The organism is Vibrio sp. 070316B (genome assembly GCF_013114115.1).
Lineage (GTDB): Bacteria > Pseudomonadota > Gammaproteobacteria > Enterobacterales > Vibrionaceae > Vibrio > Vibrio chagasii_B.
In genome coordinates, this window is record NZ_VTYC01000011.1 from 1 (window position 1) to 23144 (window position 23144).

A 23144-nucleotide genomic window follows, 5' to 3' on the forward strand; every position below is an offset into this window, starting at 1 on the left:
GGTGATTAGGACTTCGTGTTCGACTTCCTCATCTTGGCCAAGGCAATAGCCGCTCAACAGGCCGTATATATGGAAGTTAACCTGCGCTTTTAATCATACTGCTGACTTGCAAAACTGGGGGAGACCATATATGTGAGCAGCGCTTGACTATACTTGAGCGAAGCAAAACTGCCAAGCGTCGCGAATCACTCTTAAATACCTTGTTATGAGTATGACTCAAAGGGGGTGAGATCAATCCCCTCAAAATCACATACTGATCTTATTACTGGATTGCGACAGAGACGTTTCAGATAATCCGATAAGTGCTGACAACTCTCCACATGCGCCTCTTCTGGTAGCCACCCTGCCAACATGAACAGAAAGTAGTCGCATGCAGTTAACTCATTTCCGATTAAGTATTCATGTTGCTTAAGTTGCTCATCAAGAATGGATAACACTTCCATAATGCGAGAGTTTTGAGCCGAGACTATATCTGAAGCCCCTAATTCACTAGTTGTGTGACGCTTTGGGTAATAGCGAATCATTAATTCTGACTGTAGCGTATTGTTAAGAAATGCTAACCATTGAAAGAATAAAGGACGCTTGGCATCACCCAATGCTGGCATTAACCCTGAGTCAGGGTGTAATTCACAAATATGAATACAGATCGCAACACTTTCAAAAACCGCCTGCCCATTGACAATCAGAGTTGGAATACGACCCGCAGGATTCAATCTGAGATAGTCTTTCTTTTTGTGGGATTGAGCATTCTTGTCTACCAACAACAATTCAAAGTCAGCTTTCACATGCTGCAATAGAAAGTGTGGAGCCAAACTCGCGTTATTTGGGTAGTAGTAAAGCTTGAACAAATTAGGCTCCTTGCCTGTAATTCTTGGGGTACTCATAACGCTTATTAGGCAACACATAGTCGTCTTTCATACTTCGATAGTGCAGTCTTTTTAATATCAACTCAACTGATAATCAATAAGTTATACCACATGAAGGGAAGTTAGACTGCAAGATGTCTCCTAATGACGAGAATGAACAATTATCAACTCCATCGAATAACTTTTAGTAGGGTAAACGCACGCCCCCTAAATGTGTAGAGTATTAGCTCTGAACGATTTTGGGCAATTTTGAGTTAGCCATCGTGGCCAACTCAAAAGTGGGCAAAAGTGAGTTAGGGTCGAAGCTCTAACTCATTCCGTGACCATTAGAAAAATATCTTGAGCTTTAAACGTTTGTTAGAGAATTTTTTCCATGAATAACAAGCTCCTACCTTCATAGAGCGCTTCTTTAAATTGCGTATAGCCCAGCTTTTGATAAATATGTATTCCTCTTGAGTTTGATTCGAATACATCTAACCAAACTTTTGAACAATTCAAGTGTTCCGCACAATACTGTTCCATCTCTTTAATTGCGAGTTGACCAAGCCCCTTTCCTTTGGAAGCAACAACAATTCTCCTAAACTCAACGGTATCTTGACTTTCTTGCGACAAAATTATGAAGCCAGACAACTCATTTTCGTCGTATAGAGACAAATAAACAACCTCATTACTCTCTATTAGACTTACATGCTTTTCTACTGAATAAGGAATAACAAAGCCTTTTGTATCAGAGGAACACTCCATTTCAACAAAAGCACTGGCTTCTGATATTACCGACTTTCTTAATTCTAACACCATATTTTCCTAAACTTTCTAACATCTTAATTTAGTAACAATACTTTTTATTATAACTAACGATGATTTCAGATCTACAGCTCTGAACCTACATCACTAAATACTGATTTTTCTGCATAACATGAATTGATACGCTAAATTTTACTAGCCCTCTGCAAAAATAAGTGTTGGACAATTTCCCAACAAGCTGTTGCTAAAATAGTTCTCATGATAACTTCATGCGGTCTAAGCACACTTTGGGGCAATTTTGAGTTAGGCGTTTCAAACATTAAGGATACATCTCAGAGGGATGATATCCGAAAGCTAGAACCAACTCCCTGATAGTTGTCATACGATTAACCGAAAAGTGTAATGGTTAAAGCTGACGCTATTAGCCCAAATATCGATATGCAGAGTCTCTTTGTTACAGTCTCATTGTACTTATACCAACCAATCAAAATTGAAAATACAGTCGAAAATCGTCTTAGTGAAGATACAAAAGCAACGTTTCCTAGCGAAGCAGCTTGATAAAATGTCAGTAAAGTTAGTAGGTGAGCCAGAGCGGGGACAATTAAAGAAGAAAAGTCACTTAAATTTATAATCGATACCCGTATTCTGAGCAGAAAAGGCAAATAATATAAGAACATGACTAAACATATGTGCGCCGTCCAATTAACAGCTCCAATCTGACCAGAACCATCTTTATGAATGATTGAGCTAAGTGACCAAAGCAGAACGACACATATCATGCTGTTTACTGCTTTATCTTTTATTATGCGTATTAGGTTTAAACTCTCACCATAAAATATAAAAAAGATCGCGGAAATTATTCCCATGAATCCAAGCAAGGAAGGGACTTCATTGTAGAAAACAAAGTTTAAAACTAGCTGAAATACAGGAACAAAGCATAAAAGAGGAATTACTTTGGCTAAGGAGCCATTGCGCAAAGCTAAGAGATAAAATGTCATAGCAGCAGCATCAAGCGTGGCAGCCGATAACATCATTATCACTAGATCAACGTCGTAGTTCACCTTTTCGAGAATGAATATGCAGGATAGACAAATAGGACAAAGAATGAGCAACATTACCGCTGTAGATTGTATTGCTGATAATCTAGATGTCGACTGTTTTAATGAGACATCCTTCATGGTTAAAAAAGCAGCGGATAAAAGAGAAAATAAAACCCACAAAATAGAGTTCTCTAAGTAAAGAATAGTGGTTCTATGTTCTATTGAAATTCAATGGTGTTAATTAACAATTGTTAATGCGGCTTTTTATTCTTGATAAACTAACAGGGCTTATCCCCATGTAATTAGCAATATCCACGCTTGTTAAGTGTTTGACCCAATGAGGAAAATCGTTAACTAGATGCTTATATCTTTCTTCGTGTGTATTGAGCAGAAAAAAACTTTCCTTTTTTTCTTTATAAAGCAGTTGCTGTTCTAGAAGCTGAATTTTTGTGTTAACCCATCCTTGAGAATTAAGCATACTCATTGGGATTTTAATGAATTCTACTTTAGTTAATGATTCAATTTGATAGCTAGACTCTCGATGCTCTATCCAACTCGAAAAAAGTATGCAAAGGCTTTGTGGAAAATAAAACTCCTTACATCGCTCTACTCCTGAATCGGAATAATGGCAGGCCTTCAAGATACCAGAGACCAAATAGAATGCATGGGTCTGCTCTTCGCCTTGACGTAGCAATACACAAGATTCATCGACTAATGAAGTTGAAAACGTAGAAAAATAACGTTCAGGATGAGCAATACCTAGCCCTTCAAAAAATGAGCATACGGATTCTATATTTTTCATATTACCTACAATATTCCCTTGAATGGTAGGCTTTGCATTACCCTACACATAAGCCCTTTCATATAGAAACGAAAGTTAACCACAATAATGTCTAACTTGTATAGGGGCAAAAGCGAGTTAGCCCCTAATGACTCACCGAACTCGAAAACAAGTTAATAATCACCACACCTGCCAGAATCAAAGCGATGCCGATGATCGCGAAAATATCGAGCTTTTGCCCGTAGACCAACCAAGACAGTGCTGCGACTAGCACGATCCCTGCCCCACACCAAATCGCATACGCCACACCCAAAGACATGGTTTGCACCGCTAGAGACAATAGATAGAAAGCACAACCGTAGCCAATTAATACTGCGGCAGTGGCGGGTAGAGAAGTAAACTGCTGCGTTTTAGGTAATAGAGAAGTGGCAACAACTTCAAGCACGATGGCGAGTGATAGCATTACAGGAGGTGGGAGAGAAAAAAGCATGTTCAAGCCTACAACTAGAAAAGAGGCGGCAAGCTTATGCTCTATTTATTTCCAATAAATGTCCCTTCTACTTAGTTACTGTTTAGAGTCTCGATAGATTCTCTTAGCAACACCTTTCCTTTCACTAGCCTTTCAAATCCCATTAATTATTACACATGGGTAATAATCATTTTCTATTTAAGGGGATTATCAAAACCTGTGACCGCACATATACTAGCACCAACAAAACGAGAGAGCGGAAACAATTAAGCTCGACTACTCTTAACGAGTTGAACTTAATTGCAAAGTTATCCGCTGTACTGACATATAAAGGAAGCATCCAATGACTATCGAAATCAAACCTGGTCAAACTCATATCCAATCTAAAGCTATGGTCGCTTGGAAAGCGGGTGAGCCTCTAAAACGTGAAACTGTTGACGTTGAACTGCCAAAAGCAGGTGAAGTTCTTGTTCGCATCGTTGCTACTGGTGTTTGTCACACTGACGCATTCACATTATCAGGTGACGATCCAGAAGGTATCTTCCCTTCTATTCTTGGTCACGAAGGTGCCGGTATCGTTGAAATGATCGGCGAAGGCGTTACAAGTGTTGAAGTTGGCGATCACGTTATCCCACTTTACACAGCAGAGTGTGGCGAATGTAAATTCTGTAAATCTGGTAAAACTAACCTATGCCAAGCGGTTCGTGAAACGCAAGGTAAAGGCCTAATGCCAGACGGTACAAGCCGCTTCTCTATCAATGGTGAGACAATCTTCCACTACATGGGTTGTTCGACTTTCTCTGAGTACACAGTACTTCCAGAAATCTCACTAGCGAAAGTAAGTAAAGAAGCACCACTTGAAGAAGTTTGTCTTCTAGGTTGTGGCGTTACAACGGGTATGGGCGCGGTACTAAACACAGCTAAAGTTGAAAAAGGCGACAACGTTGCTGTATTTGGCCTTGGTGGTATCGGTCTTTCTGCAATCATTGGTGCTCGCATGGCTGGTGCTGACCGCATCATCGGTGTTGACATCAACGAGAGCAAATTCGAGCTAGCGAAACAACTTGGCGCGACTGACTGCATCAACCCAATGAACTACGACAAGCCAATCCAAGACGTTATCGTTGAGATGACAGACGGTGGTGTTGAGTACTCTTTCGAATGTATTGGTAACGTAAACGTGATGCGTCAGGCGCTTGAATGTTGTCACAAAGGTTGGGGCGAATCTGTAATCATCGGTGTTGCTGGTGCAGGTCAAGAGATCTCAACTCGTCCGTTCCAACTAGTAACAGGTCGTGTATGGCGTGGTTCTGCTTTCGGTGGTGTTAAAGGCCGCTCTGAGCTTCCAGAAATCGTAAATGCACAAAGGCGAGTCTATCCGTACTGTTTTACACATGGACAGATAATTCTCCTTGGTCTCGGCACCTAGGTGTCGAGACCACAGTTCTGACTTAAAAATCAGAGCGAAACTGTCTTCACCACCTCCTGCCCGGTGGGTGGTGAAACCTCTAGCTTAAGCTATAGAAAACAAATACATAAATTCCGAAACCATCAACCTACGGAGCACAATAAATGACAATCGAAAACATTAGCCAAGCAAAGGTTGCTGGTGGTTGGCACAAACAATACACCCACTTTTCTGCAACGCTTGACTGCGATATGCGTTTCGCGATTTTCTTGCCACCCAATGCAAGCAAAGAAAACCCAGTTCCTGTTTTATATTGGTTATCAGGCCTAACCTGTACCGATGAAAACTTTATGCAAAAAGCCGGCGCATTTAAAGCTGCGGCTGAGCAAGGCATCGCTATTGTTGCACCAGATACAAGCCCACGTGGTGAGAACGTTGCTGACAATGAAAGCTACGACTTAGGCCAAGGTGCAGGCTTCTACGTGAATGCTACTCAAGCGCCATGGGACAGCCATTACCACATGTACGATTACGTGGTAACAGAGCTTCCTGCACTGATTGAGTCTTTCTTCCCTGTGACATCAGTGAAATCAATTTCTGGTCACAGCATGGGCGGACACGGTGCCCTTACGATTGGCATTAAGAACGAAGATAGCTACCGTTCTATCTCTGCGTTCAGCCCAATCAGTAACCCAATGCAATGTCCTTGGGGCCAAAAAGCATTTAACCAATATCTAGGCTTAGATATTGAAGAGTGGAAGCAGTACGACGCCTCTGAGCTTCTAAAAACCAAAGGCACTAAACTGCCAATGTTGGTTGACCAAGGCGAAGCGGATAACTTCCTAATTGAACAACTGAAACCTGAACAGTTAGTTGAAGCCGCTAAAGTAACCAATGCTGATTTAGAGCTACGTATGCAGCCTGGTTACGACCACAGCTACTACTTCATCTCTAGCTTTATTGATGAGCACATTGAGTTCCACGCGGCTTACCTAAACAAGTAGCAACACCTATTTAGCCCACACCTTGCAAAAGCGTGAGGTGTGGGCTTTTTTGTGCCTGCTGTTTGGCTGCAACTATCTTAAACAACGATTAACACTTTTAAACTCCAACGCTATACCAACACAACAATACAAAGATAAAGGTACGAATATGAGCTGGTTTTTCTTGATGATGGGCGTAATGGCTGAAGCACTTTCTCACGTTGCACTTAAAGCCACTGACGGGTTTAGTTTGTCTAAGCCAGTGCCCGCATTGCTGGTGATCTCAGGGCACTTGGCAGCGTTTCTATTTTTGAGCCAAGCGATGAAGGGGATGCCTGTTGGTGTGGTGCACTCTCTATGGGCTGGATTAGCCATTTTGACAGTGAGCTTAATCTCGACCTTCGTTTACAGCCAACACCTGGACACAAAAGTTTGGATTGGCATGGGGCTTGTTGCCGCAGGCGTCATGTTGATCAACCTATCACAAGGCCACGCTCATTAATTGAACTATGAGTTGTCGTAAGGGGCTTACCCGTTCAGATTTACAAGCCACAAATTATGAACAGTGAGTCAATTTGTTCAAATTTCCTAACAGAGTGGTGCCGCCTTCACTTATTCATACTCTTACAATCGACAAATCAAACCTGTTACCATAGCGCCTTCAACATCACCTATTTTGAAGGTTGCTATGAAAGCAATTAAGACTCTTTTCTTCCTAATGGTTTTATTGAGCGGTCTATTTACCGCTTGGCTATTTATTCCGATTCCAGCGACCATGGACAAGCAAACGCTCGACGTTCCATTAACGGAACCATTCAAGCTTGTGGCATATCGCAGCAATCCGAATGATGCGAGCAAGCCGCTGACTTACCACTACTATGTGATTTCAGATGTGGTTGGCGTAGATGACATGGATCCGTTTCTAATTACGACAGACCAGTTCGTAAAACTTGGTGAGTTCGATGAGAACACATTCAGCCTAACTGTTAACGGCAAGATCGAAAGCTACACTAACGATTTGTGGATCAAAAAATCGGACGGCAAGCTTCAGCACTGGTACGTGAGTATTAATGCAAACTATATTCGTTAGAGTCGAACTCAAATAACTCCAACTTTAAAACTGCGCTCTGGTTTCCAAGCGCAGTTTTTGTTTCTTACCTACCGCTTTCTCCAGCAATCTCCATGTCACCGCCTTTTCGGGTGTCATAACCTCTATATCTGTTATAAGCTCGCTCTATAAAAGGCTCTCAATAAATCAAAACAATAAAGGACCACCCGTGGAATTTACGCTCGACAAATTTAACGGCATCATCATCGACCCGCTGACAGCACCACACGGAGCCGACTCATTCCACGCTGAGCTCAGCGAAATCACCGAGTTTTCAAAGCAAAATAACAAAGGCATTATCTGGATCAGTTTACCTATTTCACTGTCGCATCTAATCCCAGTAGCAACTGAACTCGGCTTTGTGTTCCACAACTGTTTAGAAGACGAGATAACGCTGATCCACAAATCCGAAATCGTCGAATTTGTACCTTTCATCCCTACCCATACTTTGGGTGCTGGCGCATTGATTACCAACAAACACAATCAAGTGCTGATGATCAAAGAGCATGGTATGACAGGCTATAAACTACCTGGTGGCCACATTGAACTTGGCGAGGGTATTGAAGAGTCTGTGGTTCGAGAGACAATGGAAGAGACAGGCATAGAAGCCACGTTCGTTTCAGTGGTTGGCATGGCAACGCGCCACCCATATCAATTTGGTAAATCGAACCTCTACTTTGTTTGCCACCTTATAGCTCAAACTCAAGAGATTGAGATTCAAGACACTGATGAAATTGCAGAAGCCAAATGGATTGATGTTGAAGAGTATATTAACAACCCCGACAGCTACCCGTTCAACCGCCAGTTAGTCGGCTCTTTGATAGGCAAACAAGGATTAGAGCTGACTCAACTAGAAGGCAACTATGGCCCGAACCATAAGCCAGAGGTCTTCTTTTCGAAAAGCTAGAATACTTCAAACATAAAAACGCCCAACTCTAATGAATTGGGCGTTTTGGTTTTACTTTCACTTTTTATTTTTCTTGATCAAGCCGACTGCGTTGTTAGTTATTCTTTGTATCCATGATTCATTCTCATACTTTTAGAACGAACCTGTATTAGAAGAAGCCTAACGGATTAGTATCGTAGCTGATCAGCAGGTTCTTGGTGTTTTGGTAGTGATCGAGCATCATCTTATGTGTCTCACGGCCGATGCCCGACTTCTTGTAACCACCAAACGCCGCGTGTGCTGGGTAAGCGTGGTAGCAGTTCACCCAAATACGCCCCGCTTCAATGTTGCGTCCCATGCGGTACGCGAGGTTTGCATCACGAGTCCAAACGCCAGCGCCCAAGCCATATTCGGTATCGTTGGCAATTTCCAACGCTTCGGCTTCGTCTTTAAAGGTGGTTACTGCGATAACAGGGCCGAAGATCTCCTCTTGGAAGACACGCATCTTGTTGTTGCCTTCGAGCATAGTTGGTTGGATATAGTAACCATTACCCAGATCATCCGGTTGCTGCGCGATTTCCCCACCAGTTAGCACTTTCGCGCCTTCTTGGCGGCCAATCTCTAGGTAGCTTAGAATCTTATCGAACTGCTCTTGAGAGGCTTGTGCGCCAACCTGAGTGTCAGTATCTAATGGGTTACCTTGCTTGATGGTTTGAGCGCGCTCGACAACTTTGGTGATGAACTTGTCGTAGACCGATTCGTGGATCAACACACGCGATGGACAGGTACACACCTCACCTTGGTTAAAGAACGCCAGCAGCATGCCTTCTACACACTTATCTAGGTACTCATCTTCATAATCAAAAATGTCTGGGAAGTAGATGTTTGGAGACTTACCGCCAAGCTCAACGGTTGATGGAATCAAGCTTTCAGCCGCACATTTCAAAATATGGTGGCCGACTTCTGTTGAGCCAGTAAACGCCAATTTAGCCAAGCGGTCACTAGTTGCTAACGCTTGACCTGCTTCGCTACCAAAACCATTCACGATGTTGACCACACCTGCAGGCAGGAGATCCGCTATCTTCTCCATCATCACCAAAATCGATGTTGGTGTTTGCTCAGCTGGCTTCATCACCACACAACAGCCTGCTGCCAGTGCGGGGGCCAATTTCCAAGCCGCCATTAAAATCGGGAAATTCCAAGGAATGATCTGCCCTACTACGCCAATTGGCTCTGGGAAGTGGTAGCTTGCAGTGTTTGAATCGAGCTCGGCTGCGCTGCCTTCTTGCGCTCGAATACAACCCGCAAAGTAACGGAAGTGATCGACAACCAACGGAATGTCTGCCGCCAGAGTTTCACGAACTGGTTTGCCGTTTTCCCACGTTTCAGCGACTGCGATCTCTTCTAGGTTCGCTTCAATGCGGTCAGCAATTTTAAGTAGGATATTCGAACGCTCTGTCACACTGGTCGCAGCCCAACTCGCACGAGCTGCATGCGCCGCATCGAGTGCTAAGCTAATGTCCGCCTCGGTTGAGCGCGCCACTTGGCAATACACCTGACCATTCACGGGAGACGTATTATCAAAATACTCGCCGCTGACAGGCTTCACCCACTCGCCACCAATAAAATTATCGTATTGGGCTTTAAAGTTCACTACTGCGTTGTCACTACCCGGCTGTGCGTAAATCATAATTAGATCCTTCTTAGATGTGTTGTTCGTTATTGAGCGAGAGCTGTCTTATTTTTGTGGCTACTTCTCTTGAGAAAAGAACTCATGACAAGACGCCTATGTTTATGCTTTCTGTTTAAAACACTGATAATTCGTGTTTTCTTCACAACAAGAACAACGCAAATCACACGCCACAACCTTAAAACTTGTTGTTAATAAATTGTAAAACTATGATTGCCAAACATTTACAATCCAAAGTGAGTTGGCATTGAACGGCCGTATGGAAACCAATCCAGTGTTCAACTGTTCCAATTTGGTACACTCTCACTGTTACGACATGGAACAGTCATGCACCTTCAACAAGCAAACACCTCAGATTGGCTTTCGTCCTCTTGGCACCGCAGCACCGAAGCGGGGCTGAAACAGAGACGTCTTCCCGAAGATATTCGCCTGCCACAATCAATTCTCAAGCAGCGACGTCATCAATCATCGAGCTTGATTCAAATCGTCGAGCGCAATGCACTGCCTCTGTTTAACCAGATGTTTGCACGTACCGACAGTCGTTTGATCTTGACCGACATTGAAGGGGTGATTCTGGCTAGTTGGGGACAAGAGAGATTCAAGGAAAAGCTGACTTCGATTGCACTCAGCTCTGGAGCGTGTTGGCAGGAACAACTCAAAGGGACCAACGCCATTGGCACGGCGATCGTGGAAGCTAAACCTGTAACCATCATTGGTGAGCAGCACTTCATCCACCAGCATCGATTTATCAGTTGTTCAGCAAGCCCAGTGTTTGATCATCAAGGGCAAATGGTTGGCGTATTGGACATTACCAGTGAGCAGCAGCAACACGATAGTTCGGTGCAACTGCTCGTTCAAAACATGGTTCAGCTTGTTGAGAATCAGTTATTGAGCCATATACCACAAGGCACGACTCGCATTGATCTCGCATGTGAGAAATCGCTACTTCATAGTGGTTGGCAAGGGATTGTGATAGCCAATGAAGCAGGTGAGGTAGTCGCGCATAATCAGGTCGCTTCACAACTTTTAGATCAAACCTCGATCGTCGGTGAGAGTATCGACACCCTCTTCAACCGAACTTCAATAGATGCGCCCTTTGTGTTTGAAAAACAGCACCTAAAACGCCCAACAGCCAAGCGCACACGCTCTATTTCAGCGTCGTGTGATTTACACCATGGTGAACAACAGATAGAGCACGCTTGGCAACAGGCCAATAAGGTTCTCGATAAAGGCATTAGCCTATTAATCCTTGGTGAAACAGGTGTCGGAAAGGGCGAGTTTGTTAAGGCGTTACACAAGCAAAGCCAGCGTAAATCGTCGCCCTTAGTCGCAGTGAATTGTGGTGCACTACCGAAAGATCTTATCGAATCTGAACTGTTTGGCTACGCACCGGGGGCTTTTACTGGCGCGAGCCACAAAGGATTCCAAGGCAAGATCCGCCAAGCAGATAAGGGAATTCTGTTTCTAGATGAGATCGCCGACATGCCATTAGAGGCTCAATGTCGATTGCTGCATGTTCTGCAAGACAAATCCGTGGTGCCTGTAGGTTCCAATCAGAGCTATCAAGTCGATTGTCAGATCATCGCCGCAACACATAAAAACCTTGAGCAGCTAGTCGCAACTGGAGAGTTTCGACAAGATTTGTACTATCGCCTAAATGGCTTGGCGTTTACCTTACCAAGCCTGCAACAGAGACAAGATAAACACGCTTTAATCGAAAACATTCACCGTAAATACGCTGAAGATGAGCAAACAATCTGCCCGCATTTGATGGGGTTGCTATGCTCCTATTCATGGCCGGGTAATATCCGCGAGTTAGACAACCTACTTAAAGTCGCCACTTTACTGGCAAACGACGAACCACAACTCACACTCGAGCATGTGCCCAGCCATCTAGCTCAACACCTCACGTCGTTAGCGCATGATAATCACCACCAATCGACAACCTCTAATGCCATAAAAGGTACAGCGAGTAACGATTTAAGAAGCACCGTTGAAGAAACCTTGTTGCAAACTTATCAAGCCAACCAAGGCAACATCAGTAAGACGTCACGCATACTTGGTATCAGCCGTAATACGATTTATCGAAAACTAAAAAGCTTAGGCATTCTCTAATAATGAAAACAGGAGATCATAACCTGCCCTTTCATTATCGAAAATAAAACTCACTTCCAGTGAGACGTTTTGCCCTCTGATTCGTAATGCTTGAAAACGAAAGAGGGCTCAGATGCAAACAATCAACATAGTGTGGCTAAAGCGTGATTTAAGACTCACCGACCACGCACCTTTACAACACGCTTTATCAGGTCAACCCCCAACGATATTGCTCTACATTTTCGAACCTATGCTGCTAAACAATGCCCACTACTCTGAGCGACATTGGCGGTTTGTTTGGCAGTCGCTGCAATGCATGAACCAGTCATTGAAGGCGTATGGACATCAGGTCTCAATACTTCATGGGAGTGCGATGGACTGCTTCGAAGCGATTCAATCTCGTTACCACATAAAAAACGTCTTCTCTCATCAAGAGATAGGGTTAAATTGCACCTTTGAGCGCGACATACAACTCTCTGCTTGGTTTAAAGAACACGACATCCCATGGCAAGAGTTCGCACAAGGCGCTGTCGTGAGAGGATCGAAAGACAGAATCGATTGGGACAAGCATTGGAACAGTGTCATGCGCGCCTCCATAGAAGAAAGCCAGTTAACGACAGAATCACTGCATACCCTTGATCCTGAAGAGCTTGAACTCGCTATGGAACCTCCACAAGCATGGTTAACCAAAATTAACGGCATACAAACGGGCGGAAGTGCACTGGCATGGGCAACGTTACACGACTTCTTTGAGCGCCGTGGTCGCGATTACTATCGCAGCATCTCAAGCCCAGAAGCTTCACGACATGCCTGTACACGTCTATCCCCATATTTGGCTTGGGGCAATATATCGCTGCGTGAGGTTTATCAACACTTATTGGGGCACTGGCAAGTCGCGGGGTTTCGTCGCAGCTTAATCGCCCTCTCTTCAAGGCTTCATTGGCACTGTCATTTCATGCAGAAGTTTGAATCGGAATGCGCGATGGAATATCGCTGCATCAATCATGCCTACGAAGCACTCTTGCAAAAAGAGACGGTAAAAGATCCGACACATCTTCAGGCATGGAAGATGGGGATGACAGGTGTGCCATTGGTCGATGCCTGTATGCGCTGCCTACATCATACGGGGTACATTAATTTCCGCATGCGCTCAATGCTGGTGAGCTTTCTCACTCACCATATGAACATGGACTGGCGTGATGGTGTCACACACTTAGCGCAGCTGTTCCTCGATTTTGAACCCGGAATTCATTACCCACAGTTTCAAATGCAAGCCGGGGTAACAGGCATCAACACCATCCGAATTTACAACCCAACAAAGCAAGCCCAAGAGCATGACTCTGATGGGGACTTCATCCGTAAATGGGTTCCAGAGCTCTCAGATATCCCCACTCCACTTCTATTTGAGCCTTGGAAGATGACACCTATGGAAGTCATGATGCACGAGCTTGAACCAGATTCCCCTTACCTCAATCCAGTCGTCGATCTCGAAGTTAGCGCCAAAGAAGCGAGAGTGCGTTTATGGTCATGGAGAAAGCTGACGGAAGTGAAACAAGAACGAAGTCGTATTTTGTCACGCCACGTTAGGCCACCGAAGAAACAAAGCAAAACCACACGGGCAAGCTAATACAACGCATTCCCTCTTCAAATTACTTATAAAAAGAGTGGTAATTCATTGAGTTAAATAAAATTAATTGTGACCGCCGTCATATAATGAGTAATAGACTCGCGGTCACAAACTAGATAGGAAAAATCGCTGCCTTACTAAAACATCAAACTCTCCTAACTATCATTAAAACTAATAAATACAGAAAGTTAGCGATTGCTAAGTGATGATTTTCATCTTCCTCTAAGCCTTGCGATCAAAACCAAAACTGAGCACTATGCAATCTTGTTTATATTTTTGATCTCACTATTCTTTTTGTGTTCATTTTTTTGCATTTTCCGTTCACTTATCTTGTTTAAAATCTCTGCAAAACTACCACTATTTAGCTAGAGAGATCATATGTTTAACAGTATACGAACGCGAATTGCGGTAAGTGCAGGCGGGGCGATGGCTTTCACCCTGTTGATCGCAATGGGCATGACCACTAGCGCTTTTACTGATGTGAACAAACAAGTCACAGAGAAAGTAAAACTACAGTTAACCGATGCTACGACAACCGATTTACAAAATACGGCACTTCAACAAGGGTTGAACATTTCCAACCAACTTAACCCAGTACTAGCCAACTTAAAGCAAGCACGTTCAATCATTGAGTTGAGTTCAGAAACGGACGCTAGCGCAGACCTTATCGTTAAACAGTTTACTGCCGCGCTAGAAGCACAAAACAAAGCCGTATTTGCCGGCTACATGGTCTGGGAAAACAAGACTTGGCCACAACAAACCGATCTCAATGGCGAGCTCAGCTTGGACAGCGAATTAGGCTTTAATAGTCAGGGCTACCTTGCCCCTTTCTTCTCTCCCAATGACCAAAACAGCTTTGACGCAGTCGCAATGGAGAGCTTCAGCAATACTGAACTGAACAGCAATGGCGAACGCAAAGACGACTGGCACTTAATGCCTTACCAAACCGGTAAAACATTCGTAATGGAGCCGTACTTCTATCCGGTTCGTGGTAAGCAAGAACTCATTACGACAATCAGCCAGCCGATCAAACAGAACGGTAAGATCATTGGCTCACTTGGCTTCGATTTGTCACTTCATGAACTGCAAAGCCAGAGTGAAGGTCTTGCTCGTCACCTGTTCGATGGACAAGGTAGAATCCTCATCACTTCATGGAAAGGTATCACCCTAGCCAACAGCAGCGCTGGAAACATGGTGGGTAAGAAAGTCTCGCCAGAGCTAGAAAAAGAATGGTCGCGAGTTCAGTCTATCGCTAAACAGTCTGGGGCTGGGTTGGTTACATTTGGCGGAGAGGAATACGCCATAACTGCAATCGAAACTAGCGACGCACCGTGGGTAGTCATGGTGTCGGTTCCCAGTAGTCACCTTGCAAAAAGTGTCGACGAATACACCCAGTGGAGTGATGAACAGAATTCGAAAGCGCTTGAAAAAGGTGTGTGGGCGGGGATCGTCGCCGTTCTTCTAGGCATCATCTCTATGGCATTGATTGCCAACTCTCTGGGCAAAGTTCTCAATAACTTGGTCGAGCGCTTTAAAGATGCCGCACAAGGTGAAGGTGATTTAACCTATCGCATCGAAGTAAAAGGGAAAGATGAGACCGCGCAACTTGCTCACTGGTTCAATACCTTCCTATCTCGCATACAAGAGATGCTGCTTACTGTAATGGCGACAGCAGACCAAGTCGATAAAAACGCGACTGAGGGTCAAGCGCGTGCAGAGGTATCCCGTGACCAGTTGAACGCTCAAGTAAACGAAGTGAACTCACTCGCCACTGCAATCAATGAGATGAGTGCCACTGCACAAGAAGTAGCGAACTCAGCCGTTCAAGCCGCTGCGGCCGCTAGCCAGGTACAAAGTAATAGCCTTAACGGCATGACACGCATGGACAATGCCGCCAGCGCAGTTGATAGCTTAGCCATTCAAGTGAATGATGCGCAGCAACAAACGCAAAATTTGGTCGATTCGAGCACCGCTATTCAAGGTATTTTGAGCGAAATTGGGGGGATTGCAGAGCAAACGAACCTACTGGCTCTGAACGCTGCCATTGAGGCTGCTCGCGCGGGTTCAGCAGGGCGAGGATTTGCTGTGGTTGCCGATGAAGTGCGTAACCTAGCAAACCGTACTCAAGGTTCGACCGAAGAGATCCGTTCAATGCTAGCGCGCCTAGAACAAGAGACCCAATCTATCGTGGTATTGATGGAACAAAGTCAAAAGCAAGCGAATGATACCAAAGGCGAGACTCAAGCCGCTCATTTAGCGCTGTCTGAGATTAACCAAGCCATTGAAGTCATCAACGATATGAACAATCAAATCGCTTCTGCAGCTGAAGAGCAAAGTTCAGTATCTGAAGAGATTAACCGTAACGTAGTCATCATTAACGACACCGCTGTGGAAGTGATGGACACCATGACATCCTCGGTAGAAATCAGTAATGAGCTGACAGTAAAAGCCGGAGATTTACACGGAGAGTTGAGCAAATTTAAGCTCTCGTAATTCACCCTCTCTTCCATAAAAACAAGGCCGAGAAACGCAATGTTCTCGGCCTTTCTATTTATTGATCACTCGCAGCATCAATGCCTCTCACCGAGCAAAATCTAATTGGAATCTAATTCAATCAGCTGATTGAGCACCTCTTTGTCCAACACAGGGTGGTGCTTACTCGCGAGCAACAGTACGATATCCACCGCAGGTAACGGCGGCATATCATCGAGAATCTTCAAATCAGGTGTGACACTGAGCTTGCCCATCGCACCAATTGCCAACCCAGCTTTGACAATTGCACGCTGCGCTGAAGCCGTATTACTACACGCCAAAAGCTGATATGGCGTGTCTTGTTTGGTTAAACCATTCACCGCAGCAGCATGGTATTTACAGTCAGTCTGGAACAGAGCGAGTAGGACAGGTTTAGAATCATCAAACACAAAATCAGGGCTACTTATCCAAACGCCCACATCATTGGTTAACCAATACCCCTCTTCGCTATCGGGAGCACGGGTCACGATCGCAGCATCAAGCCTACCATCATCAAGCCACTCTCTAAGCGTAATGCTCGGCAAGCTAAATACTTGAATGGAACACGTAGGTTCTGCGTTTTGCAACAGCTTAATCACTTTCGGCAAGATGCTGTCGTTATAGTCTTCAGGGCAACCTAATCGTAGAGGCTGTTTGTCCTCATAACGTTTTACTTGTTTCAATGCCGTATTGTGGAGTGCTACGAGCTGCTCCGCATGAGAACGCAATGCCAAGCCCGCCTCAGTCAATACTAGGTTGCGTCCTTCCTTTTGAAACAGAGTAACGTTAAGTTCTTCCTCTAACTTACGCATCTGAGCGCTAAAGGCCGACTGGGTGCGATTAATCTGCTTTGCAGCACGTGTAAAACTGCTGGTCTCCACAAACGCAAGAAAGCCTCGCAACGCATCAATATCCATATTGAAATCACCACCCATCGTTTTTATTAATGTATTGCATCAAAATTATCCGTTAGTACGCCGTAATACAATCCCTTAAGCTCAAATGCATACCCACCAGACGCAAGGAAGCATTTATGCAGCTTTATATCGCTAATCAGAACTACTCAACTTGGTCACTACGCGCATGGCTAATATTCGATCACTACAACCTCGCCGCAGACGTCATCAAACTTAAGCTATTCACTCCAGATTTTTATGACACGTTAGCGAAAGTTACGCCCACCGCAAAAGTGCCGACTCTAGTTGATGGTGACGTTGCAGTGTGGGATTCACTCGCAATTCTCGAATACGTTAATGATGCCTACCTAAACGGCGCTGCCTGGCCAACATCCGTTGCAGAGCGCGCCTTAGCCCGAGCTATCTCGGCAGAAATGCATTCTGGTTTTTTCAACATCAGAAATGAATTACCAATGAATTGCCGAGCCAAAAGAAAACTGGTTTTGAGTGAAGGTGCACTAAAAGACATCGCTCGCATCGATGCCATTTGGTCAGAACAAATGGAGCAATACCCAGAGGGCTGGCTATTTGGTGAATGGTCGATTGCTGATGCTATGTTTGCACCAGTAGCACTACGCGCAGAAACCTACGGCATTCAGCTTTCGGAAAAAGCCCAACAGTATCAACAACGTGTGTTGAATAGTCCGTCGATAAAGAAATGGTTGGCAGAGGCGAGTTTAGAAAAAGATATCGTTGAAGAAGACGAGGCAGGAGAGCCTGTTTAACATGTAGCGAATGAGTCTCGAATAACTTCGAGACTCATTGTTTTCATAAGGGAATACGATTTACTGACTCGCTATTCAGCAGTAACGCTCTCTTGGTGAACGTTCGCTTCAAATTCCAATATGTCACCCGGTTGGCACTCTAACACTTCACACAACTTGTCTAGTGTCGATAGCCTTACCGCTTTGGCCTTGCCATTCTTTAACACCGACAAGTTGGCTTCGGTTATCCCAACCTCTTGTGCCAATGTCTTTAATCGCATTTTTCGCTTGGCCATCATAATGTCTAAATTAATGCGGATAGTCATGACAAGTCCTTTAAATCGTTTGGCTGTGCTCATCAGCCAGAATATAACCTTCTTTCATCACCCATGAGATGATCAAAATTATTATACCTAATATAAGTGTCAAAAAGTCCATCCCCACAAAACTAATCTCAAAGATACGCTCACCTGGTGGATTATTGAACGACAAAATCACTGACATCAATGAACCATAGATAACCGACCCCAAAACCCAATAAAACAAGCTATACCCGAGCTTCTGGTAAGACAGTGCATTTTCTAGAGAGAAGATTTCGCCTCGCTCATAGTTGCGGAATAAACGTATCAGAACGAGTAGTGCGTATATCAGGATGCTAGACATCGCTAAGCTTGTGAACGCAGCAACCATTCTTGTTGTCATAGTAAGTGGCAACATCGTGTAACTCCCGATGTCATAAGTGAGGTAAAAAATACCAGTCGAACTTATAAAGTCATAAGGAGTCTCAACGGTTAACCAGAAGTAGCACACCATGATAGGAGTAAGCACAAGAAAAGACTGCAATAGCATGCGGACACGTCGGCTTTGTTTTTGGATGTTAGACATAGTTAATGTTCCTGTTAAGTTGACAGGAGGATACTAAGATCAAAACAAATGATGATCAACAATAAATTATCGTTTTGCGATAACTTATTGTTGACTAGGATTATCAAAAGAAGCTGTTTATTATTTATATTCAGAGTGTGTTATTCAACAATTCACTAAATCTAGACGCTATCCACTGATGCGAAGCAGATGTAAATGTACGTTGATGCTGTAATAAATAGAGATCTACGTGATATTGTTTACTGTCTACAAAATCGTAAATGTCCACAAACCGACGGTCGAAATCCGGTAGTGAACTCAACGCATTCATACCAAAAATCACCGCATCTGAGCGAGATGCGATCTCCATTAACACATGAGTTTGAGTACTTCTAAGTTTTGGTCGCTTATCGCTCTCAAGCTCTAACAATATTTGCTGAAGAGGCGTGTTAAATGCTTGTTTGTGGTCTTCTTCTACATTCATAGCGAGCACCGGGTATCGCATGATTTCATCTAACGTAGTGTTACTTCCCACTAGAGGATGGTCTCTCCGAACAAAAAGCTTGGGGTAAATGGTTCCTAACTTTGTCGCTTGGTATTTTTGATCTAACGAGCTTGCATAATGAATAGCAAAGTCGAGTTTCCCTTTGTCTAATAAGTCATAAGGGTTACTTTTCGCAGCCATCTCTATCAAGTTCACATCCGGAGCTTCTTCAAATAAATCCAAGGCTAGATTGGGAAGAATGGTACTTCCTAGAAAAGTAGGCAATGAAATCGAAAACGTATCACTGCATTTTCGAGCATCAAATTGATTACGGTGAAACAACGCGCTTAACTGAGGAAGAATGTGTTGCAGTTCTTGACCTAATTCTAGTGACTTTGATGTAGGTGTCAGGCCGGTAGATGTTCGAATAAACAAGGGATCATCGAAGGTCTCTCTCAAACGTTTTAAACTGCGGCTCATCGCTGACTGTGAAACAAATAACGCTTTTGCAGCATTGGTTACGTTACGTTCTCTCAATAAGCAATCAAAAGCCACCAGCAGATTTAAGTCGACTCGATTCAATTGATATGAAATATCCTTTTGCATAAATCTCCTAGTAATATGGGCAATAACGTCGTTTAGATCGAGATAACCATAACACGAAAAGATACACCCTCTAAAAGGGTGTATCCTATCTTGATTATCTTCTATTTCACTTTGATAAAATCACTTGTTTACTTTAACAAAATCACTCGGTTTCCATGAATTATCAAACCATTTTTCTGTCGGTGAATACATACGGAAGATGATGTTAAAACCTTTACCTTCGGTCGTTTGAACCCAGTTATTTTCCATTCCTTTTGGTGCATTTGGAGAAAAGTGTATAGTGATTGAACCATCACTGTTTTTCTTAATTCCTTCGCTCAAACCATCGATACCCGCAGATTTTTGGTCGGTTTCTAACATCGAACGCGTCTGATTATCGTAGATCATAAACGACCAGAACTTCTCTACAGGCGCATTCGGCGGCAGTGTCACCGTATAGTGCTGACTACCATCTAACACTTCTTTATTGGCATCACGCGTCGCCAATAAATAATCTGACCCTTTACCTACGGTTTTCGTCACCATATCCGGGGTAATACCCGTAGCCATAAAGTGGAAAGTTGCTCGCATGTCAGAGTCAATCACGCCATTGGTGTCTTTAAACTCATGGCCTGAGACCAACGGAGTAAACCATTGCCTATCATCGTAGCGGAACATTTCCTCTTTAGGATGGAAGTAGGTTGAACGCGCTTCAGCCGTTGCTATTTTTGCCGCTTCCGACAGTATTCGTTGCATGCGTTTATTAGGAGAAAAATCCTGACCCTTTTCGATTCCGATATCTTTGGCTAGCGACAACCATTCAGCATCAAAAATAGCCGTAGGCTCATATTGAATGAGTGCATTCACCTCATCGTAAAATGTCGCATCCATGGCATGAATGGTGTTGTAGTCGACACCTGAAATATTCATGAACTCTGTTTTGTCTTTCTCTCCATACGGGTAAAGCTTAGTGGTCTCTTTCAGTGTCGCAATGCTCGCTTGCATTTCATCTGGCGAGCTTACAAGGCGCAGCAATAGCCAGTGCTGGTAACCTTCACTGACAACCTCAATGTATCCTTCAGGCACCTCTCCTTTCCACAAAGAGTGACGGATAAAGTACTTACCTGATTTTTCGACGTTGTCAGGGTGGGTAACACCAATTCGGTCTACATATTTAAACGCCGCATTGTCGAGTAAGCCAAGTACAGGAGTAGGTATTTCCAGAACAACCGGGCCATTTTTCACATCAATTTCAGAAGTGATATACGGCGTTGTTGTATTGGCGGTTAACCACAGGCTATTGGCATCTAAGTTGCCTTCAGAAACCGCAATGGTTTGGTTCGGCTTCATGCCAATACTTTCGTGCCCAAGCAATAACCCTTGTATCGAAGCAACAGGAATACCGGATAGAAAGACACGAACCGCATTGGAGACTTGCACAAAGTCTTGCACCTTAGCGTGCGTTTCTTCAGTAGGTGCGCCATCGGTATAGTTCAACTCACCTAGATAGGCTGACTCAACCTTATTTGGTGTAATGATGCTCTCTGGCACTTGCGCACTATATTGAGGCTCAGCAAAGGCGAAAGATGAACAGCCTAAAGTAATCAGTAACGTAGCAATAATCGATTTTTTCATGATAGTTTCTCTTGTCTAAAGTGACTCACATAACCTAGGCAGCACCAATGTTTTCTATATTGAGTGGGACGCACTAGGTTATTTATTTCCAGAGACGGTCGAGTCTCTATCGCTGGCTAGTCACTGATTTTCTCCATGTCTTCTAGCATCCAGTTCTTAAAGAATGTTTTCGAGGTTGGTCGGTAAAGTCGGAACAATAAGAAGTAATCTTCACCACCTGTAGGAACCCAGTTTTCCTCTTGCCCTTTTGGTGCTTCTGGGCCGAAGTACAGGTCGTAAGAGCCGTCTGGATTCTTTTTCATCGTGTCAGCGTTTCGAGAAGATAGTCCTACTCGGTCGACACCTTTAACGAAGTTCTTGGTTTCCATGTTGTAAACAATCGCAGACCAGAAATCTTCGACTGGAGTATCGGCGGGTACATTGAGCTTGTACGTCGCTTTGCCATCTAACATCTCACCTTCTGAGTCTCGTAGGCCCGTAAGGTAAAAAGTTGAACCACCCAACTGTTTCGGCAAGTAAGTTACGTAGAAGTAAGATGCAGCACGCTTATCCACCAATACCTCATCTTCATCAACGAAAGGGAAGCCAAGCTGAGCTTGAGGGCCAAAATTCCAGAAAGACCATTGTGAAAGTGGTTTGCCATTTTCATCTTTCCATAGTGCGCTAACCGTTTGATCAGGCTCTACGAATTTCGACTGCATGTGTGCATATGCCATTAGAACCCCTTCACGCATGGCTTTTTTCTGCTCTTCTGACGGGTCGAACTTTTTGCCTTTCTCGATACCAAGATCTTTTAGTAACGAAACCATCGCTTTGTCTTGCGTTCTTACCGGGTTCTCCTGAATGACATCATCGATGTCTTGGAAGAACGTCTCGTTGTAATATGGGAGGCTGTCATAAGCGACATCCGTTGCATCCAAGTAATCTGTCTTAGGTGGGTTTTCTGCATCGGCTAAGTTGTAAATTTTGATTTGCTTCGCGTAGTTACCCGCATCCAAATCTGTAGCCCCATTGGTTAACGACGGTCTGAATGAAAAGCCATACAGGTACGTATCCGTTTCAAATACAAGGTAACCCTTACTTTCGAGATCCTGCTTCGTACCTAATTTATTGTCGTAACCTGGTGGCAGGAATAGATACTTCCCTCCTTTGCCTTCGTCGGCACCTTTGTAACCCACATCTGTAATTGGAACTTCCCATTGGTTCACAACCGAGCCAAAGTAATTCACTTTGTCGGTCGCGGCAGGCACTTCAATAACGACAGGACCATTTTTAGAGGTTGTGGTCGCCCATGCATAAGCCGTGGTGTCGTTAGCAGTAAGGAAGCCTTTCTCTGAGCCAAAAGGTTCATTAACGTAAACCACATCATTGAAATCACCATTCAGGTCACGGCGAGTCGCTTTTAAGAAATCAATTTGAGTTACCGCAGGCATATAGTGAATCGCCGTTTGAGTAGCGCGCTGCACCATCATTTTGTATTCAAGATTTTCAATCTGTGATGCGCGGTTAAGGATGTCATCGGTATCATCAAATGATTGTGAATAGACAGGCACTGTGCTGATAGCGAGTAGCGAAGCTAATAGTAGTTTTTTCATGTTGAGCATATCTCTTCGTAAAGGTGAAACATTCAATTGTTTAAAAAACATCCTTTGTTTGAATCCAGTATACGAATGAGACCAAAATTCATCCAATGACTTATAGTCATTACT

Annotated in this window: 20 protein-coding genes and 1 pseudogene; 9 read left to right on the plus strand and 12 right to left on the minus strand. The window is 43.9% G+C overall.

The window, feature by feature from the left end; translation table 11 throughout:
• Positions 1 to 203: 203 nt before the first annotated feature.
• The 5 genes from F0251_RS10550 to F0251_RS10570 all read right to left on the minus strand — a co-directional run bounded on the left by F0251_RS10550 (position 204) and on the right by F0251_RS10570 (position 3921).
• A complete protein-coding gene (locus F0251_RS10550; RefSeq protein WP_171730940.1) occupies positions 204 to 848 on the minus strand; it encodes a glutathione S-transferase family protein in 645 nt (214 codons plus the stop codon).
• Between the two features lie 375 nt (positions 849 to 1223).
• Complete coding sequence (locus tag F0251_RS10555; RefSeq protein ID WP_171730941.1) at positions 1224 to 1664, minus strand: N-acetyltransferase; 441 nt, start codon at positions 1662 to 1664, stop codon at positions 1224 to 1226.
• Positions 1665 to 1996: 332 nt separating this feature from the next.
• Entirely contained in the window at positions 1997 to 2788 is a 792-nt protein-coding gene (locus tag F0251_RS10560; protein WP_239931147.1) for an EamA family transporter, read from the minus strand.
• 103 nt (positions 2789 to 2891) lie between these two features.
• Positions 2892 to 3452, minus strand: coding sequence for a Crp/Fnr family transcriptional regulator (locus F0251_RS10565; RefSeq protein WP_171730943.1), 561 nt, complete (start codon positions 3450 to 3452; stop codon positions 2892 to 2894).
• Positions 3453 to 3576: 124 nt separating this feature from the next.
• On the minus strand, positions 3577 to 3921 hold the full coding sequence (locus F0251_RS10570; RefSeq protein WP_171730944.1) for a multidrug efflux SMR transporter: 345 nt from the start codon (positions 3919 to 3921) through the stop codon (positions 3577 to 3579).
• 322 nt (positions 3922 to 4243) lie between these two features.
• Here F0251_RS10570 and F0251_RS10575 point away from each other — a divergent pair.
• The 5 genes and pseudogenes from F0251_RS10575 to F0251_RS10595 all read left to right on the plus strand — a co-directional run bounded on the left by F0251_RS10575 (position 4244) and on the right by F0251_RS10595 (position 8306).
• Positions 4244 to 5306 (plus strand): annotated as a pseudogene (locus tag F0251_RS10575) (S-(hydroxymethyl)glutathione dehydrogenase/class III alcohol dehydrogenase).
• Between the two features lie 166 nt (positions 5307 to 5472).
• Complete coding sequence (fghA, locus tag F0251_RS10580) at positions 5473 to 6312, plus strand: S-formylglutathione hydrolase (RefSeq protein ID WP_061033058.1); 840 nt, start codon at positions 5473 to 5475, stop codon at positions 6310 to 6312.
• 148 nt (positions 6313 to 6460) lie between these two features.
• Entirely contained in the window at positions 6461 to 6793 is a 333-nt protein-coding gene (locus F0251_RS10585) for a multidrug efflux SMR transporter (protein WP_008218062.1), read from the plus strand.
• 186 nt (positions 6794 to 6979) lie between these two features.
• Positions 6980 to 7381: a hypothetical protein gene (locus F0251_RS10590; RefSeq protein WP_057622999.1), complete on the plus strand. Its 402-nt coding sequence runs from the start codon at positions 6980 to 6982 to the stop codon at positions 7379 to 7381.
• 187 nt (positions 7382 to 7568) lie between these two features.
• A complete protein-coding gene (locus tag F0251_RS10595; protein ID WP_171730945.1) occupies positions 7569 to 8306 on the plus strand; it encodes an NUDIX domain-containing protein in 738 nt (245 codons plus the stop codon).
• A gap of 148 nt (positions 8307 to 8454) precedes the next feature.
• On the opposite strand, the gene F0251_RS10600 is transcribed toward F0251_RS10595, so the two are convergent.
• Positions 8455 to 9975: an aldehyde dehydrogenase family protein gene (locus tag F0251_RS10600; RefSeq protein WP_171730946.1), complete on the minus strand. Its 1521-nt coding sequence runs from the start codon at positions 9973 to 9975 to the stop codon at positions 8455 to 8457.
• 327 nt (positions 9976 to 10302) lie between these two features.
• Between F0251_RS10600 and F0251_RS10605 the strand changes: the two genes are divergently transcribed.
• The 3 genes from F0251_RS10605 to F0251_RS10615 all read left to right on the plus strand — a co-directional run bounded on the left by F0251_RS10605 (position 10303) and on the right by F0251_RS10615 (position 16189).
• The gene (locus tag F0251_RS10605) at positions 10303 to 12090 is read left to right on the plus strand and encodes a sigma-54-dependent Fis family transcriptional regulator (protein WP_171730947.1); all 1788 of its coding nucleotides are present in this window, start codon (positions 10303 to 10305) and stop codon (positions 12088 to 12090) included.
• A gap of 112 nt (positions 12091 to 12202) precedes the next feature.
• Positions 12203 to 13696, plus strand: a complete 1494-nt coding sequence (locus F0251_RS10610) for a cryptochrome/deoxyribodipyrimidine photo-lyase family protein (protein WP_171730948.1) — start codon at positions 12203 to 12205, stop codon at positions 13694 to 13696.
• A gap of 378 nt (positions 13697 to 14074) precedes the next feature.
• Positions 14075 to 16189 (plus strand): methyl-accepting chemotaxis protein, encoded by a 2115-nt coding sequence (locus F0251_RS10615; protein ID WP_171730949.1) that lies wholly within the window; start codon positions 14075 to 14077, stop codon positions 16187 to 16189.
• A 101-nt stretch (positions 16190 to 16290) separates the two neighbouring features.
• Here the strand turns inward: F0251_RS10615 and F0251_RS10620 are convergent, their stop codons facing one another.
• Positions 16291 to 17142, minus strand: a complete 852-nt coding sequence (locus F0251_RS10620) for a LysR family transcriptional regulator (RefSeq protein WP_105058793.1) — start codon at positions 17140 to 17142, stop codon at positions 16291 to 16293.
• Between the two features lie 98 nt (positions 17143 to 17240).
• On the opposite strand from F0251_RS10620, the gene F0251_RS10625 reads away from it, so the two are divergent.
• A complete protein-coding gene (locus tag F0251_RS10625) occupies positions 17241 to 17888 on the plus strand; it encodes a glutathione S-transferase family protein (RefSeq protein WP_105058792.1) in 648 nt (215 codons plus the stop codon).
• Positions 17889 to 17959: 71 nt separating this feature from the next.
• On the opposite strand, the gene F0251_RS10630 is transcribed toward F0251_RS10625, so the two are convergent.
• The 5 genes from F0251_RS10630 to F0251_RS10650 form a co-directional block, all read right to left on the minus strand.
• A complete protein-coding gene (locus tag F0251_RS10630; protein ID WP_102425503.1) occupies positions 17960 to 18193 on the minus strand; it encodes a helix-turn-helix transcriptional regulator in 234 nt (77 codons plus the stop codon).
• A gap of 10 nt (positions 18194 to 18203) precedes the next feature.
• On the minus strand, positions 18204 to 18752 hold the full coding sequence (locus F0251_RS10635; protein ID WP_102425502.1) for a DUF2975 domain-containing protein: 549 nt from the start codon (positions 18750 to 18752) through the stop codon (positions 18204 to 18206).
• 130 nt (positions 18753 to 18882) lie between these two features.
• Positions 18883 to 19821 (minus strand): LysR family transcriptional regulator, encoded by a 939-nt coding sequence (locus F0251_RS10640; protein WP_105058791.1) that lies wholly within the window; start codon positions 19819 to 19821, stop codon positions 18883 to 18885.
• 120 nt (positions 19822 to 19941) lie between these two features.
• Positions 19942 to 21435, minus strand: coding sequence for a DUF1254 domain-containing protein (locus F0251_RS10645; RefSeq protein WP_171730950.1), 1494 nt, complete (start codon positions 21433 to 21435; stop codon positions 19942 to 19944).
• 116 nt (positions 21436 to 21551) lie between these two features.
• Positions 21552 to 23030 carry a DUF1214 domain-containing protein gene (locus tag F0251_RS10650; protein ID WP_171730951.1) on the minus strand — a complete coding sequence of 493 codons (1479 nt, stop codon included), beginning with the start codon at positions 23028 to 23030 and terminating at the stop codon, positions 21552 to 21554.
• Positions 23031 to 23144 lie beyond the last annotated feature (114 nt).

Excerpts from the sequence above, each read along its gene's own strand:
- F0251_RS10555 (WP_171730941.1), bottom strand. The coding sequence starts at position 1,664 with ATGGTGTTAGAATTAAGAAAGTCGGTAATATCAGAAGCCAGTGCTTTT.
- F0251_RS10560 (WP_239931147.1), bottom strand. The coding sequence starts at position 2,788 with ATGAAGGATGTCTCATTAAAACAGTCGACATCTAGATTATCAGCAATA.
- F0251_RS10565 (WP_171730943.1), bottom strand. The coding sequence starts at position 3,452 with ATGAAAAATATAGAATCCGTATGCTCATTTTTTGAAGGGCTAGGTATT.
- F0251_RS10570 (WP_171730944.1), bottom strand. The coding sequence starts at position 3,921 with ATGCTTTTTTCTCTCCCACCTCCTGTAATGCTATCACTCGCCATCGTG.
- fghA (WP_061033058.1), top strand. The coding sequence starts at position 5,473 with ATGACAATCGAAAACATTAGCCAAGCAAAGGTTGCTGGTGGTTGGCAC.
- F0251_RS10585 (WP_008218062.1), top strand. The coding sequence starts at position 6,461 with ATGAGCTGGTTTTTCTTGATGATGGGCGTAATGGCTGAAGCACTTTCT.
- F0251_RS10590 (WP_057622999.1), top strand. The coding sequence starts at position 6,980 with ATGAAAGCAATTAAGACTCTTTTCTTCCTAATGGTTTTATTGAGCGGT.
- F0251_RS10600 (WP_171730946.1), bottom strand. The coding sequence starts at position 9,975 with ATGATTTACGCACAGCCGGGTAGTGACAACGCAGTAGTGAACTTTAAA.
- F0251_RS10605 (WP_171730947.1), top strand. The coding sequence starts at position 10,303 with ATGCACCTTCAACAAGCAAACACCTCAGATTGGCTTTCGTCCTCTTGG.
- F0251_RS10610 (WP_171730948.1), top strand. The coding sequence starts at position 12,203 with ATGCAAACAATCAACATAGTGTGGCTAAAGCGTGATTTAAGACTCACC.
- F0251_RS10615 (WP_171730949.1), top strand. The coding sequence starts at position 14,075 with ATGTTTAACAGTATACGAACGCGAATTGCGGTAAGTGCAGGCGGGGCG.
- F0251_RS10620 (WP_105058793.1), bottom strand. The coding sequence starts at position 17,142 with ATGGGTGGTGATTTCAATATGGATATTGATGCGTTGCGAGGCTTTCTT.
- F0251_RS10625 (WP_105058792.1), top strand. The coding sequence starts at position 17,241 with ATGCAGCTTTATATCGCTAATCAGAACTACTCAACTTGGTCACTACGC.
- F0251_RS10630 (WP_102425503.1), bottom strand. The coding sequence starts at position 18,193 with ATGACTATCCGCATTAATTTAGACATTATGATGGCCAAGCGAAAAATG.
- F0251_RS10635 (WP_102425502.1), bottom strand. The coding sequence starts at position 18,752 with ATGTCTAACATCCAAAAACAAAGCCGACGTGTCCGCATGCTATTGCAG.
- F0251_RS10640 (WP_105058791.1), bottom strand. The coding sequence starts at position 19,821 with ATGCAAAAGGATATTTCATATCAATTGAATCGAGTCGACTTAAATCTG.
- F0251_RS10645 (WP_171730950.1), bottom strand. The coding sequence starts at position 21,435 with ATGAAAAAATCGATTATTGCTACGTTACTGATTACTTTAGGCTGTTCA.
- F0251_RS10650 (WP_171730951.1), bottom strand. The coding sequence starts at position 23,030 with ATGAAAAAACTACTATTAGCTTCGCTACTCGCTATCAGCACAGTGCCT.